13 protein-coding genes are annotated in these 13,437 nt (G+C 67.6%); 12 read left to right on the forward strand and 1 reads right to left on the reverse strand.

Translation table 11 applies throughout. The features are described 5' to 3' along the window. Positions 1-138: 138 nt before the first annotated feature. The 6 genes from MU449_RS03595 to MU449_RS03620 all read left to right on the forward strand — a co-directional run bounded on the left by MU449_RS03595 (position 139) and on the right by MU449_RS03620 (position 5,958). Positions 139-1,170: a TRAP transporter substrate-binding protein gene (locus MU449_RS03595; protein WP_244736641.1), complete on the forward strand. Its 1,032-nt coding sequence runs from the start codon at positions 139-141 to the stop codon at positions 1,168-1,170. A 10-nt stretch (positions 1,171-1,180) separates the two neighbouring features. After that, positions 1,181-1,726, forward strand: coding sequence for a TRAP transporter small permease subunit (locus MU449_RS03600; RefSeq protein WP_244736642.1), 546 nt, complete (start codon positions 1,181-1,183; stop codon positions 1,724-1,726). Beyond that, positions 1,723-3,006, forward strand: coding sequence for a TRAP transporter large permease (locus MU449_RS03605; protein ID WP_244736643.1), 1,284 nt, complete (start codon positions 1,723-1,725; stop codon positions 3,004-3,006). The genes MU449_RS03600 and MU449_RS03605 overlap by 4 nt, the downstream gene beginning before the upstream one ends. 11 nt (positions 3,007-3,017) lie before the next feature. Next, positions 3,018-3,686, forward strand: a complete 669-nt coding sequence (locus tag MU449_RS03610; RefSeq protein WP_244736644.1) for a DUF2848 domain-containing protein — start codon at positions 3,018-3,020, stop codon at positions 3,684-3,686. Then, the gene (locus tag MU449_RS03615; protein ID WP_244736645.1) at positions 3,683-4,939 is read left to right on the forward strand and encodes an amidase family protein; all 1,257 of its coding nucleotides are present in this window, start codon (positions 3,683-3,685) and stop codon (positions 4,937-4,939) included. Before MU449_RS03610 ends, MU449_RS03615 begins: the two co-directional genes overlap by 4 nt. Before the next feature lie 62 nt (positions 4,940-5,001). Then, a complete protein-coding gene (locus MU449_RS03620; RefSeq protein WP_244736646.1) occupies positions 5,002-5,958 on the forward strand; it encodes a 2-hydroxyacid dehydrogenase in 957 nt (318 codons plus the stop codon). Here MU449_RS03620 and MU449_RS03625 read toward each other — a convergent pair. Beyond that, the gene (locus MU449_RS03625; protein ID WP_244736647.1) at positions 5,955-6,887 is read right to left on the reverse strand and encodes a LysR substrate-binding domain-containing protein; all 933 of its coding nucleotides are present in this window, start codon (positions 6,885-6,887) and stop codon (positions 5,955-5,957) included. The genes MU449_RS03620 and MU449_RS03625 overlap by 4 nt on opposite strands. Before the next feature lie 103 nt (positions 6,888-6,990). Here MU449_RS03625 and MU449_RS03630 point away from each other — a divergent pair, with 103 nt between their 5' ends. Genes MU449_RS03630 through MU449_RS03655 form a run of 6 tightly spaced genes read left to right on the forward strand, consistent with a single transcriptional unit; the run spans position 6,991 to position 13,437 of the window. Then, positions 6,991-7,914: an ABC transporter permease gene (locus MU449_RS03630; protein ID WP_244736648.1), complete on the forward strand. Its 924-nt coding sequence runs from the start codon at positions 6,991-6,993 to the stop codon at positions 7,912-7,914. Beyond that, positions 7,911-8,750, forward strand: a complete 840-nt coding sequence (locus MU449_RS03635) for an ABC transporter permease (RefSeq protein ID WP_244736649.1) — start codon at positions 7,911-7,913, stop codon at positions 8,748-8,750. Before MU449_RS03630 ends, MU449_RS03635 begins: the two co-directional genes overlap by 4 nt. A 28-nt stretch (positions 8,751-8,778) precedes the next feature. Beyond that, a complete protein-coding gene (locus MU449_RS03640) occupies positions 8,779-10,359 on the forward strand; it encodes an ABC transporter substrate-binding protein (protein WP_244736650.1) in 1,581 nt (526 codons plus the stop codon). Positions 10,360-10,376: 17 nt separating this feature from the next. Then, on the forward strand, positions 10,377-11,156 hold the full coding sequence (locus MU449_RS03645; protein WP_244736651.1) for a creatininase family protein: 780 nt from the start codon (positions 10,377-10,379) through the stop codon (positions 11,154-11,156). Beyond that, the gene (locus MU449_RS03650) at positions 11,153-12,769 is read left to right on the forward strand and encodes an ABC transporter ATP-binding protein (protein WP_342345636.1); all 1,617 of its coding nucleotides are present in this window, start codon (positions 11,153-11,155) and stop codon (positions 12,767-12,769) included. The genes MU449_RS03645 and MU449_RS03650 overlap by 4 nt, the downstream gene beginning before the upstream one ends. After that, on the forward strand, positions 12,766-13,437 hold the full coding sequence (locus MU449_RS03655) for an RraA family protein (RefSeq protein WP_244736652.1): 672 nt from the start codon (positions 12,766-12,768) through the stop codon (positions 13,435-13,437). Before MU449_RS03650 ends, MU449_RS03655 begins: the two co-directional genes overlap by 4 nt.

Genomic DNA, 13,437 nt, shown 5'->3' on the forward strand with positions numbered 1-13,437 from the left:
TGCAATCCTTTCGCCATCGACCGGACAGTGCGGGACGACCGCATCCGGCCCCGGTGCCGACATCCGGCCTTCAGGACCGAACCGGCATCCAAAAAACGCCCGCCGGAAAGGCGGCTTTCACCTCAACGGGAGACCGACATGAAACTTGCGACCCTCATTCTTGGCTCGACGATGCTGGCCACCTCCGCCATGGCGGAAGACCTCAGTGTTGTCGGAAGCTGGAGCAACCTGCCGCTGTATCAGAATTTCGAAACCCCGTTCTGGACGCAGGAAATCGGCAGCCTGACGAATGACGAATTCACCGCCCAACTGACCAGCTTCGACCAGATGGGCGTGGCGGGGGCCGACGTGTTCCGCATGTTGGGCGACGGGCTGTTCGACGTCGGCGCCACCGTGGCCGATTACACCGTCGGCGACGCGCCCGAACTGGAGGGGCTGGATGTGCCGCTTCTGGCCACCACCGTGGCGCAGGCGCAGGCCATGGTCGATGCGGCCAAGCCGATGGTGGCCGACATCATGCGCGCCCGATTCGGGTCCGAGATGCTGGGCATCGCCCCCTATCCCCCGCAGGTCGTTTTCTGCCGGGGCGCGATCGCGTCGCTGGACGATCTGAAGGGCAAGAAGGTGCGCGGCTCAGGCCGGATGACCACGAAATTCCTGGAGGCGCTGGGGGCCGAGGGCATCAACATCGCCTTTTCCGAAGTGCCCGGATCGTTGGAGCGGGGCGTGATCGACTGCGCCGTCACCGGGGCCGGGTCGGGCTTTTCCGCCGGCTGGTGGGAGGTCAGCGACACGCTGGTCGCCCTGCCGCTGGGCGGGTGGGATCCGGTGGTGATCGCGATGAACGGCGACCGGTTCGACGCGTTGGACGCCGAGGCGCAGGAGACGCTGAAAACCGCCGTGGCCGAGGGGCTGGAAACCCCCGCCTGGGATGCGGCCGAAGGCGGGCTTGAAACGTATCTGGCCTGCCTGACCGGGAATGCCGCCTGCCCGGTGGAGACGGCGGCCGCCATGACGCTTCTGGAGCCCACCGCCGCCGATATCGAGGCCGCGCGCGCCATCCTGACGACTGAGGTCCTGCCCGACTGGGCGGGCCGCGCGGGCGACGAATGGGTCACGCGCTGGAACGACACGGTGGGCACGGCCGTGGGCCTGACCATCGCGCAATAAGGGCGGGACCATGATCGACCGCATCCATGACGCGCTGCGGCGCGCGAACGGGGCGATCGCCATCCTTCTGGGGGTGGCGCTGGTCCTGACGGTTCTGTTCATCCTGACCGACGTGATCCTGCGCCGCGCCGGGCTCGGCTCTCTGGGCGGCTCGGACGAGGTGTCGGGCTATGTCATGGGTGCGGTCGCAAGCTGGGGTCTGGCCTGTGCGCTGATGGACCGGGCGCATGTCCGCATCGACGTGATCCGCCAGCGTCTGGCCGCCCCCGGTCGCGCGGTGATGGACATCTTCGCGATGATCGTCACCACCGGCGTCGTGCTCTTGATCGCGGTGCGGTGCTGGCCCGTCCTGTCCAAGACGCTGACCAGCGGCGCGCGGGCAAACACCTCGTTGGAGACGCCCTTGTGGATTCCGCAAGGGATCTGGTTCGCGGGCTGGGTCTGGTTCGCCTTCACGGCCACCGCCCTCAGCCTGATCGCCATCGCCTATTTGGCCACCGGTCGGCGCGAGGCGTTCGAGGCGACCGCCGGCATCGGGGCGGAGGTGGAGACATGATCTGGACCGTCGGGCTGTCGCTTCTGGGCCTCATGGCCCTGTCCCTGCCGGTGGGGATCGTGCTGTTTCTTCTGGGCATCGGGGTGGGGGAGTTCTATTCCGCGTTCCCGCTGCTGCGGGGTCTGGGGCAGTTGATCTGGTCCTCCTCGGCCTCCTCCACGCTTATCGCCATTCCGCTGTTCGTGCTGTTGGGAGAGATTCTGGTGCGGGGCGGCGTGGCCGAACGCACCTATGGCGCGCTGGACACTTGGCTGTCCTGGCTGCCGGGCGGGCTGGTCCATGCCAACATCGCCACGGCGACGATGTTCTCGGCCACCTCTGGGTCGTCCGTCGCGACGGCGGCGACGGTGGCCACCGTCGCCATGCCGCAGGCCGAACGGCTGAACTACGACCCGCGCCTGTTTTCCGGCGCGATCGCGGCGGGGGGCACGCTGGGCATCCTGATCCCGCCGTCGATCAACCTGATCGTCTATGGCTTTCTGACCGAAACCTCGATCCCGCAATTGTTCTCGGCGGGGCTTCTGCCGGGGCTGCTGATGGCGCTGGCCTTCATCGCGGTGACGGTGGTGATCTGCGTGCTGCGCCCGGCCCTGGGCGGGCCGTCGCGCCGGTTCACATGGTCCGCGCGGGCCGCCAGCCTGGTTCAGTTGGGGCCGATCGTGCTGCTGTTCGGGGTGGTCATCGGCTCGATCTATGCCGGATGGGCGACGCCCACGGAATCGGCGGCGATCGGGGTTGTGATGGCCGCCGTGATCGCCGTCCTGTTCGGCACCGGGCTGAACCGGGCGGCGATGACCGAGGCGCTGCGCGGCACGATCCGCATTTCGGCCATGATCATGCTGGTGGTGGCGGGCGCGTCGTTCCTGAACTTCGCCATGACGGCGGCGGGATTGGGGCGGCAGTTGACGCAGTTGATCGAAGGCTCCGGCCTGACGCCCTTCGGCACGCTTTTGCTGGTCATCGGCCTTTACTTCGTTCTGGGCTTCTTCATCGAGACGTTGTCGCTGATGGTCGCCACCATCCCGATCGTCGTGCCGATCATGGCGGGCCTTGGGTATGACAAGGTGTGGTTCGGCATCCTGATGATCGTTTTGATCGAGATGGCGCTGATCACCCCGCCGGTCGGGCTGAACCTGTTCGTGGTGCAGGGCGCACGGCGGTCGGGGTCCATAAATCAGGTGATCATGGGGGCCATTCCCTTCGTGCTGGTGATGATCTGCATGATTGCCGCGCTGATCGCCGTGCCGGGGCTGGCGCTCTGGCTTCCCTCCATTCTGTGAAAGACCAAGACATGACCTTTATCCTGAACGGCACCCCTCTGGATGCCATGCCCGCCCATCTGGTGGTGGCGGGCTGGACCGGGCGCGACGCCGCCGCGATCCGCCACCATATCGAGGAACTGGCCGCGCTGGGCGTGGCGCCGCCCTCGGCCACGCCGCTGTTCTATCGCGTGGCGGCCCCGCTGCTGACCACCGCCGACCGGATCGAGGCGGTCGGCTCCGCGTCCTCGGGCGAGGTGGAGCCGTTGATCCTGCAGATCGGCGGGCGGCGGTATCTGGGCCTTGGTTCCGACCACACCGACCGCGCGCTGGAGGCCCATTCCGTCGCCTTGTCCAAACAGGTCTGCGCCAAGCCCTGCGCCGCCGAGGTCTGGCCGTGGGAGGAGGTGGTCGACGTGCTGGAGGACATCCGTCTGCAATCCTGGATCGAGGAAGACGGCGCCTGGGTCCCCTATCAGGACGGGACCATCGCCGCGATCCGTCCCCTGGCCGACCTGATCGCGGGGGCGGAGTTCGACCGGCTGGCCGAGGCGGGCGGGGTGGCGATGATGTGCGGCACGTTCGGGGCCAAGGGGGGCGTGCGCCCGGCGGCGCGGTTCCGCATGGCGATGACCAACCCCGCCACCGGCCGCACGATCCGCCACGAATATGAGACCGTGACGCTGGACGCCGTCGCATGATCGCCGCGTTCCGCCAGAAGCTCGACATCGCCCTTGGCCGCGTGGCGGCGATGACGGAGGCTGACCGCCGCGCCGTCTTCACCCAATTCGACCCCGCCCGCATCCGGGCCGAGGCGGACGGCCTGATCGCCCGCCATGACGCGGGCGAGGCGATGCCGCTGTTCGGCACGCTGGTGTCGGTCAAGGATCTGTATGACGAGGCGGGGCAGGTCACGGGGGCCGGATCGCGCCTTTTGGCCGACGGCCCGCCCGCCCCGCAGGACGCGGTGGCGGTCGCGCGCCTGCGCGCGGCGGGGGCGCTGATGTTCGGGCGCACGTCGATGTCGGAATTCGCCTATTCCGGGGTGGGGCTGAACCCGCATCACGGCACGCCGTCCAGCGTTCTGGCGGCGGGGGTGATCCCCGGCGGCTCCTCCTCGGGTGGGGCGGTGACGGTGGGTCTGGGGCTGGTGGATGCGGCCATCGGCACGGATACCGGGGGATCGCTGCGCATCCCGGCGGCGGCGAACGGGCTGTGGGGGATCAAGCCGACCCAAGGGCTTATCGACGATACCGGCGTCCATCCGCTGGCCCCCAGTTTCGACACGCCGGGCCCCATGGCCGCAGATCCGACGGTTCTGCGCCGGATGGTGGAGGTGATGGCCGGGACCCCGCTGACCGATGCGGCGGCGGGGCCGTTCACCCTGGCCGTGCCGGTGGGGGCCTTCACCGACGCGCTGTCGCCGGAGGTGGAGGCGCTGTTTGCCCGCGATCAGGCCCGGCTGCGGGCGGCGGGGCACGATCTTCAACCGCTGGACCTGACCTTTCTGGGCGCGGCGATCGGCCTGAACCGCATCCTTGTCGCGGCCGAGGCGCATCGCCTTTATGCCCCGCATCTGGACCGGCTGGAAACGGTGGGCGACCCCCGCGTCCTGTCGCGCATCCGGTTCGCCGAAACCCTGTCGGCGGCGCAGGTGGAGGAGGCCTTGGCCGCGCGGGCCGAGGTTGTGGCGCGGTTCGACGCCGCGATGGCCCCGTTCGACGCCGCCATCGCGCCCACGCTGTCGCGGATGCCCCCCACCATCGCCGAGGTGGAGGCGGATTTCGACAGGTTGAACGCGGCGATGCTGCGCAACACGTCGCTGGTCAATCTGGCCGACGGCTGCGCGCTGGCGATGCCCATGCCGGGCGGGGGCGGGTGGTCGATGACCATGCTGGTCGGGCGTCGGGGCGCGGATGCGCGGCTGTTCGCACTGGCGCAGACCATCGGCTGACGGTTGACCGCGGGGGCCGCCTGTCCCATCGTCGGGCCACCGCGATGACAGGGGATGGGACGATGCGACTTGTGATGCTGGATCCGGCGCAACCCGAACGGCTGGACCGGATCCGGCCCTTTCTGCCGGCGGGGTGGACGCTGGACACCGCCGCCTCGCGCACGCCCGAAGATCAGATCGCGGCCCTGAACGGTGCCGGTTTCGCCATCACGGGGGATGTTCCGGTGACGGCGGCGATGATGGCGGTTCCGGGGCTGCGCGCCGTGCACAAATGGGGCGTCGGCTATGACAACATCGATCTGGAGGCCGCGCGCGCGCATGGGGTGCGGGTGCTGCGCACCACCGGATCGAACGCGGTGGCGGTGGCGGAAACGACGCTGGCGCTGATCCTGGCCGTCAATCGCAACATCCAGCGGGGCCATTCCGGCATCGCGGGCGGCATGTGGCGGAAATCCGAACTCTCCCCCACCTCCCATCGGCTGTCGGGCAAGACGGTGGGCATCATCGGGCTGGGGCATATCGGGGCGGCGCTGGCGCGATTGCTGGCGGGGTTCGGCTGCAACCTGCTTTACACCAAGCGCACCCCCCTTCGGGCCGAGGAGGAGCGCGCCCTGTCCCTGACCTTCGCCCCGCTGAACGATCTGCTGGCGCGGGCGGATGTGGTCACGCTGAACTGCGAGCTGAACGCCACCACCCGCGATCTGATGGACGCGGCGCGGCTGGCGCAGATGAAGCCCGACGCCATTCTGGTCAACGCCGCGCGGGGTGGGGTGCTGGTGGAACAGGCGCTGGCCGATGCGATCCGCGCCGGGCGGCTGCGCGGGGCGGGCGTGGACGTCTTCGCGGTGGAGCCGATCGCCCCCGACAATCCGCTGATCGGGTTGGACCGTGTGATCCTGACGCCGCATATCGGCGCGGTATCCGCCGACAGCTTCGCCCCGTCGATGCAACGGATCATCGGCAACCTGGCCGCGGTGGCGGCAGGGCGGCCCCCGCGCAACGGCGACCTTGTCATCTAGGGGTGATTCGGACGTGTGAAGCCCAGATCGCGGGCGATGCCGGGTGTCAGACGTTTCGTGATCGCTATGAAATCGTGCACAAGGGGCGATGTTTCACCACTGGGCCAAGCGACGACCAGATCGATGACCTGCGGCAGGTCGGACACGGGGCGGAAATCGACATAGGGCATTCCCAGCCGTCCGATCCATGACGGCACCAGCGCGACCCCCAGCCCGGACGCCACCTGCGCCACCACCGCCGAGGTGTGGGTGCATTCCTGCACGACGCGGTAATGCAGCCCCGCCCGCCGCATCGCCCCCGTCATGATCGAGGCATAGTTCGCGCCCAGGATCGGCGCATATCCGATCAGCGATTCCCCGTTGAAATCCGCGACCGTCACATGGTCGCGCGCGCACAGGCGGTGCCCCTTGGGCAGGACCGCGACGAACCCCTCCCGCATCAGGGTTTCCGTCTGTAGAAACGCCGCGCGTTCGGTGGGGCGGATGAAGGCCACGTTGATGTCGCCCTTTTCCAGCGTGCGCAGCTGGTTGGACGTGCTGAGCGGGGCCACATCGACAATCACCCCCGGATGGGCCTTGCGAAATTCGGCCAGGATCGGGGGGAGGACATGGCTGAGGGCCACGGCCACACCGGCCACGTTGATCCGCCCCGACGTCTCGTTCGCCATGGCGCGGGTATGGGCCACCGCGCGTTCGGCCCCGTCCAGCAGCCCTTGGGCATGACGCAGCAGCGTCTCTCCGGCCGAGGTGAGGCGGGTGCGCCGCGTGGTGCGGTGGAACAACTGGACGCCCAACCGTTCCTCCATCTGCCGGATCTGCTGGCTGAGGGGGGCCTGCGCCATGCCAAGCCGTTCGGCGGCGCGACCGAAATGCAATTCCTCGGCCAGGCAGACGAAATACCGCAACTGACGCAGATCGAAGCCATTCATATGTTTTGCATATCAAATGATACCGCGAATGAGAATTGATTTTATCAAAATGACATGGTCGGCTTTCCCCTGACCCAGCAAGAAGGGGCGTTCGGACACAGTCATGGCGCGTTTCTGGTTTCTTCGGTTTCTTCGGACGATCCTGACCTTGTGGTTCGTCGTCACCTTCACCTTCGTGGTGCTGCGCACCAGCGGCGATCCGGTCGTGGCCCTTCTGGGGGCCGACGCCATGCCCGCCGAAATCGAGCAGTTCCGCGAGCAATGGGGCCTGAACCAACCGCTGATCGTGCAATATGCGAAATATGTCGGGCAGATGGCGATGGGCCAGTTCGGGGTGTCGTTGCAGGACGGGCGGCCGGTGATGCAGATCATCCTGGAACGCGCCCCGGCGACGGTGACGCTGGGCCTTGTCGCCTATGTGCTTGCGGCGGCGGTGGGGATCCCGGCGGGGATCGTGGCCGCGCTGCGCCGGGGCGGGGCGATCGACCGGGCCATCATGGCGATCGCCGTCATGGGATTTGCCTTGCCGAACTTCTTCATGGGCATCCTCATGATCCTGCTGTTTTCGCTGACGTTGCAGATCCTGCCCTCCTCGGGGACCGGCACGGCGCTGCATTACGTCATGCCCGCCATCACGCTGGGCACCTTCACGGCAGGGACGCTGGCGCGGTTCACCCGATCGGCGATGCTGGAGGTGCTGGAGAAACCCTATATGCGCGCGGCGGCGGCCAAGGGTGCGCCCGGCCTGACCCGCATCCTGCGCCACGCGCTGCCCAACGCCGCCATTCCGCTGGTGACGATCATCGGCCTGAACCTTGGCAACCTGATTGCCGGGGCCATCGTGGTGGAGACGGTGTTCGGCTGGCCCGGCATCGGGCGGCTGCTGGTCGTGGCCGTGTCGCAGCGCGATCTGGCGCTGGTGCAGGGGCTGGTCCTTGTGATCGCAACGACGATGGTGCTGGCCAATCTGGCGGTCGATCTCCTGTATGGGCTGCTCGATCCCCGCATCCGGGGGGGCGCGAGATGAGCCGTAGACCGAACCTGATCGTCCTTCTGGCCGCGGGGGTGCTGATCTTCGTGCTGGCCGTCGCCGCCTTCGGCAACATCTTCACGCCGTTTTCCCCCACGCAGCAGGACCTGATGGCCCGCCTGAAGCCGCCCGTCTGGCTGGGCGGTCCGGCGGAACACCCGCTGGGCACCGACCGCATCGGCCGCGACATGATCGCCCGCCTGATCGAGGCGCTGCGCATGTCGCTGTTCGTGGCGCTTGCGGGCACCTTCATCGGCGCGGTCTTCGGCACCGCCATTGGCTTCATCGCCGCCCATTTCCGCGGATGGGTGGAGGAGGTGCTGATGATGATCGTGGATTTCCAGGCCTCGCTGCCGTTCATCCTGATCGCGCTGACGCTGCTGGCGTTCTTTGGCAATTCCATGGTGCTGTTCATCATCCTGATGGGGCTGTTCGGGTGGGAAACCTATGCCCGGTTGGCGCGCGGCATCGTCCTGTCGGCGGCGGCGCAGCCTTATGCGCGGGCAGTGACGGCGCTGGGGGCCTCGCCCTCGCGCCTTTATCTGCGCCACGTCCTGCCCAACGTCGCCTCGGCGCTGATCGTGCAGGTCACGTTGACCTTTCCGCAGATCATCCTTCTGGAAACCTCGCTGTCCTTTCTTGGGCTGGGCATCCAGCCGCCCAACACCAGTCTGGGCCAGATCCTGGGCGACGGGCGGGATTACCTGTCCACCGCATGGTGGATTTCGGTCTGGCCGGGGCTCCTTATCTTCCTCATCACCCTGTCCATGTCGATCCTGGGCGACGCGCTGCGCGACCGGCTGGACCCGATGCTGAAATCACGAACCACCTGAGTTTCGACATATTTTTCGGAGGTATCCCATGATCACGCGACGGACGTTCGGAACCTATACCTTGGCTGCGGGCGCGATGACCATGCCATTGCCGCGCCTGGCCTTCGGGCAGGGCACGCGGCCCACGCTGCGCATCGCGGTGGACAATCTGTGGTCCAACCTGAACACGATCAACGGCATCTCCACCACCACGCGGCGGTTCTTTCCCAACATCTATACCCATCTGGTGGAACAGGATTTCATCAACGACCCCGAAGGCGTGGCGCTGATCCCCGGCCTTGCCACCGAATGGTCGCAGAACGGCAAGGTCTGGACCCTGACCCTGCGCGAGGGGGTGAAGTTCCACAATGGCGAAACGATGACCGCCGAGGATGTGGCCTTCACCCTTGGGCCGGAACGCCTGTGGGGCGAGCAGCCGTTCGAACCGCGCGGCAAGACCTTCACCGCCGGCTTCACGCGGGTGGAGGCCACGGGCGATCTGACGGTGGAGATCGAGACCGAGCGCGAGGACCCCTACATCCCCGGCAAGCTGACCGGCTATATCGGGTTCGTCGTGCCCAAGAAGGCTTATCTGGAGATGGGGGTGGACGCCTTCGGGCAGATGCCCATCGGCACCGGCCCCTACAAGGTCACGACCTTCCGTTCGGGCGAGGTGCTGGAGATGGAGGCCTTCGACGACTACTGGGACGGCCCGCCCCCCGCGCAGAAACTGATCTGGCGCATCGTGCCGGAATTCGCGGGCCGCATGGCGGGGCTGGTGTCGAACGAGTTCGACTTCATGGTCAACATCCCCACCGATCAGGAGGCGCAGATGGCGTCCTATTCCAACGTCACGCTGACGCGGGCGCTGGCGGGCAACTACCCGGCCTTCGCCTTCAACACGCGGCCCGATCCGGCGGACAACCCCCTGGTGGACGTGAACCTGCGCAAGGGGATGGTGCAGGCGATCGACATGGACGCGATCGTGGCGGCGCTGTTCGGGGACACGACCTTCCATCCGGCGGTGCCGTTCAACTTCCCTGAATACGGACCCTTCTATGACCCGAACATGGTCAACCCGCTGCCCTATGACCCCGACGCGGCCCGGGCGCTGATCGCGAAATCGGGCTATGACGGGCAGCCTTTGCAATGGCACATCACGCGCGGCTTCTATCCCAATTATGAAATCGCGGCCGAGATCATGATCGAGCAATGGGCGCAGGTGGGCGTGAACGTCGTGGCCGAAATCCTCGACAATTTCGAACTGGTCTATACCCGCCCCTATCACATGATGAACATGTCGATGTCGACGAACTTCATCCCCGGCGACCCCTATCAGCCCCTGTGGCTGGACTGGGGTCCGACGGCCAGCCGGTCCACCGCGCAGTGGAAGACTTGGGACCCCACCCCCGAATATTTGGCGGCGGGCGAGGCGTTCGAACAGGCCACCGATTTCGAGACGCGCAACGCCGCCTATTTGAAGCTGTCGCAGGCGTGGCAGGATGTGACGCCGGGATATTACATGTGGAAAAGCGTCTATAACTGGGCGCACCGATCCGACATCGGCTTTGTCCCCCGGTCGGATGGCGAGATGCGGATGTTCGGCCCCTATGTCACGCTGCCCTCATGAAACATACGTTGAAGGATATGACGGTCGCGGAATTCTGCGACCGGCTGGGCGACGATCCCGTCATCCTCCTGCCCTTGGGCAGCCATGAGGAGCAGGGGCCCCACGCCCCCATGGGCGATTACCAACTGGCCGAGATCATCGCAGGCCGGATCGCCGAAAGCTCGGGCGCGGTGGCGGCCCCCTGCCTGCCCTTCGGATATGCCGATTTCTTCCGCGGCTTTCCCGGCGGCATCCAGTTGCGCGCCAGCACCTTCACGGCGGTGCTGGCGGACATGATCACCGCCTTTCTGGATCACGGGCTGGAGCGGGTGCTGATCGTCAACGGCCATTCGTCGAACGCCCCGCTGATCGATCAGGTGCTGCGCCGGGTGCGGGCGGAGCGGGGGGTCGCCGTGGCCTCGTTGGATCTGTGGCGGGCGATCCCGGACGGGGTGTGGGGCCGCGTTCACGGGGATGATGCGGCGCGGGCGCGGGGGCATGGGGCCGATCCCGTCACCTCGGTCGCGATGCATCTTCTGCCGGACGCGGTGCGGCCCGACCTGATCCGGCCGTCGGGGTCGGCCACGGCGTTCGGCCTGCCTGCCGCCGTGAACGGGGTGCGGTTCGGGGATGTGCATGTCCATCTGCCCCTGAACGCGCATGAGGTGAATGCCGACGGGATGCTGGGGGGCGACGCCACCCTCGCCTCGGCCGCGAAGGGGGAGGAGATCGTGGCCCATCTGACCGCGCTGGGCGCCGATCTGGTGCGGCATCTGGCCCATGTCGATCCCCGCAACCCCATGGACCGGGTGGAATGATGACCGAACCACTGCTGGACATCCGCAATCTGACGGTGCCCCTGCCGCGCGGGGCCGACCGGCCCTTCGCGGTCAAGGATCTGTCGCTGACGCTGAACCCCGGAGAAATCCTGTGCGTGGTGGGCGAGACGGGGTCGGGCAAGTCCCTGACCGCGATGGCCGCCATGGGGCTGTTGCCGCCGAACCTGCCCGCCGCCACCGGCCATATCGGGTTCGAGGGGCGCGATCTTCTGCATCTGCCCGCGAAAGAGCGGCGGACATTGTCGGGCCGCCGTCTGGCGATGATCTTTCAGGAACCCATCGCGGCGCTGAACCCCGTCTACCGCGTGGGCGATCAGGTGGGGGAGGTGTTTCGTCTGCACACCGACCTGTCGGCGGCGCAGATCCGCGACAAGGTGCTGCACCTGTTTCGCGAAGTGCGCCTGCCAGACCCGGAGGCGATCATGGCCGCCTATCCCCATCAGTTGTCGGGTGGGCAATGCCAGCGCGTGATGATCGCGACGGCGCTGGCGCTGGAACCCGCGATCCTGATCGCGGACGAACCGACGACCGCGCTGGATGTGACCACGCAGGCGCAGATCCTGAAGCTGATGCTGGACCTGCGCCGGACCCACGACACCGGCATCCTGTTCATCACCCACGATTTCGGCGTCGTGGCCGAAATTGCCGACCGGGTGGCCGTGATGCGCCATGGCGAATTGGTCGAGGTGGGTCCGGTGCGCGGGATACTGACGACGCCGCAGGCCGATTACACCAAGCGCCTTCTGGCCGCCGTCCCGACGCTGGAACTGAACGCGGCGCGGGACGGGCGGGGTGGGCCGGTGCTGTCGGCCACCGGCATGTCCAAGCTGTTCCGCGTGGGCGGCATGTTCGGCAAGGTGCGCGAGGTGCGCGCGCTGGATCATGTGGACCTGACGGTTCATGAGGGGGAGACGGTCGGCCTTGTGGGGGAAAGCGGCAGCGGGAAATCGACGTTGGCGCAATGCGTGATCCGGCTGGTCGATCCCGATGGCGGGGCGGTGACGCTGGCGGGCGGCGATTTCACCCATCTGCGCGGGCGGGCGCTGCGGGATGCGCGGCGCAAGGTGCAGATCGTGTTCCAGGACCCCTATACCGCGCTGGACCCGCGCCAGACGGTGGGGGGCGCGATCGCCGAAGGGCCGATCATCCACGGCACCCCCCTGCGCACGGCGCAGGCGCAGGCGCGGGATTTGCTGGGGGCGGTCGGGCTCGACCCCTCGGCCTATGGTCGGTTCCCGCACGAGTTTTCCGGCGGGCAGCGGCAACGGGTCTGCATCGCCCGCGCCCTGGCGCTGGAGCCGCGCCTTCTGATCGCGGATGAAAGCGTGTCGGCGCTGGACGTGTCGGTGCAGGCGCAGATCCTTGATCTGCTGGCCGACATGCAGGCGCGGCTGCGCTTCGGGATGCTGTTCATCACCCACGATCTGCGCGTCGCCAGCCGCATCTGCGACCGTATCGCCGTCATGCGCCAGGGCCGCATCATCGAGGAGGCGGAGCCCGCCACCCTGTTCACCGCCCCGCGCGAAGATTACACCCGCGCGCTTCTGGCCGCCGTGCCGGGGCGCGACTGGCAAACGAGGACCCCCGCATGAAACGCTATCACATCGGCCCCGTGCCGCCGCAGATCGACCCGGCCCTGAGGGAGGGGTTCGCCAAGGTGGAGGTGGCGACCATCGGCCATTTCCGCCATCGCGGTTATGTCGATCATGGTCTGCGTCCGCTGGCCCCGCTGGGCGGGACGCTGGTCGGCACGGCGATCACGGTGGCCATTCCGGGCACCGATTCCACGATGCTGCACCACGCCATGTCGGTGGTGCGCCCCGGCGACGTGGTGGTGATCGACCGGTTGGGGGACCGGCGTCACGCCTGTCTGGGCGGGGGTGTGGCCTTTGCCGCCAAGGTGGCGGGGGCGATCGCCGTCGTGCTGGACGGCCCCTGCACCGACGCCGAAGAGATTGTCGGCGTGGGCCTGCCGGTCTTCTGCCGGGGTGTTTCCGGCGTCACGACGCGGCTGAACGATCTGGGCGGGGCGCTGAACCTGCCCATCGCCTGCGGCAATGTGCCGGTCCTGCCGGGGGATGTGGTGATTCTGGACGATTGCGGCGTGCTGGTCCTGCCCCCGGCCGAGGCGGAGGAGGTCCTGACCGAAGCGATCGCACGTCAGGCGCGCGCGGGCCGCAACGCCCACCGGATCGAGGCGGGAGAAAAGCTGGGTGATCTGTCGGGGGCGACGGCCAAGGTCATGACAGCGTTGAAGTAA

The organism is Falsirhodobacter halotolerans (assembly GCF_022899245.1).
GTDB classification, from domain to species: Bacteria; Pseudomonadota; Alphaproteobacteria; order Rhodobacterales; family Rhodobacteraceae; genus Falsirhodobacter; species Falsirhodobacter halotolerans.

What these genes read in the sequence shown, in the direction of transcription:
- MU449_RS03595 (WP_244736641.1), top strand. Translation starts at nt 139, where the DNA reads ATGAAACTTGCGACCCTCATTCTTGGCTCGACGATGCTGGCCACCTCC.
- MU449_RS03600 (WP_244736642.1), top strand. Translation starts at nt 1,181, where the DNA reads ATGATCGACCGCATCCATGACGCGCTGCGGCGCGCGAACGGGGCGATC.
- MU449_RS03605 (WP_244736643.1), top strand. Translation starts at nt 1,723, where the DNA reads ATGATCTGGACCGTCGGGCTGTCGCTTCTGGGCCTCATGGCCCTGTCC.
- MU449_RS03610 (WP_244736644.1), top strand. Translation starts at nt 3,018, where the DNA reads ATGACCTTTATCCTGAACGGCACCCCTCTGGATGCCATGCCCGCCCAT.
- MU449_RS03615 (WP_244736645.1), top strand. Translation starts at nt 3,683, where the DNA reads ATGATCGCCGCGTTCCGCCAGAAGCTCGACATCGCCCTTGGCCGCGTG.
- MU449_RS03620 (WP_244736646.1), top strand. Translation starts at nt 5,002, where the DNA reads ATGCGACTTGTGATGCTGGATCCGGCGCAACCCGAACGGCTGGACCGG.
- MU449_RS03625 (WP_244736647.1), bottom strand. Translation starts at nt 6,887, where the DNA reads ATGAATGGCTTCGATCTGCGTCAGTTGCGGTATTTCGTCTGCCTGGCC.
- MU449_RS03630 (WP_244736648.1), top strand. Translation starts at nt 6,991, where the DNA reads ATGGCGCGTTTCTGGTTTCTTCGGTTTCTTCGGACGATCCTGACCTTG.
- MU449_RS03635 (WP_244736649.1), top strand. Translation starts at nt 7,911, where the DNA reads ATGAGCCGTAGACCGAACCTGATCGTCCTTCTGGCCGCGGGGGTGCTG.
- MU449_RS03640 (WP_244736650.1), top strand. Translation starts at nt 8,779, where the DNA reads ATGATCACGCGACGGACGTTCGGAACCTATACCTTGGCTGCGGGCGCG.
- MU449_RS03645 (WP_244736651.1), top strand. Translation starts at nt 10,377, where the DNA reads ATGACGGTCGCGGAATTCTGCGACCGGCTGGGCGACGATCCCGTCATC.
- MU449_RS03650 (WP_342345636.1), top strand. Translation starts at nt 11,153, where the DNA reads ATGATGACCGAACCACTGCTGGACATCCGCAATCTGACGGTGCCCCTG.
- MU449_RS03655 (WP_244736652.1), top strand. Translation starts at nt 12,766, where the DNA reads ATGAAACGCTATCACATCGGCCCCGTGCCGCCGCAGATCGACCCGGCC.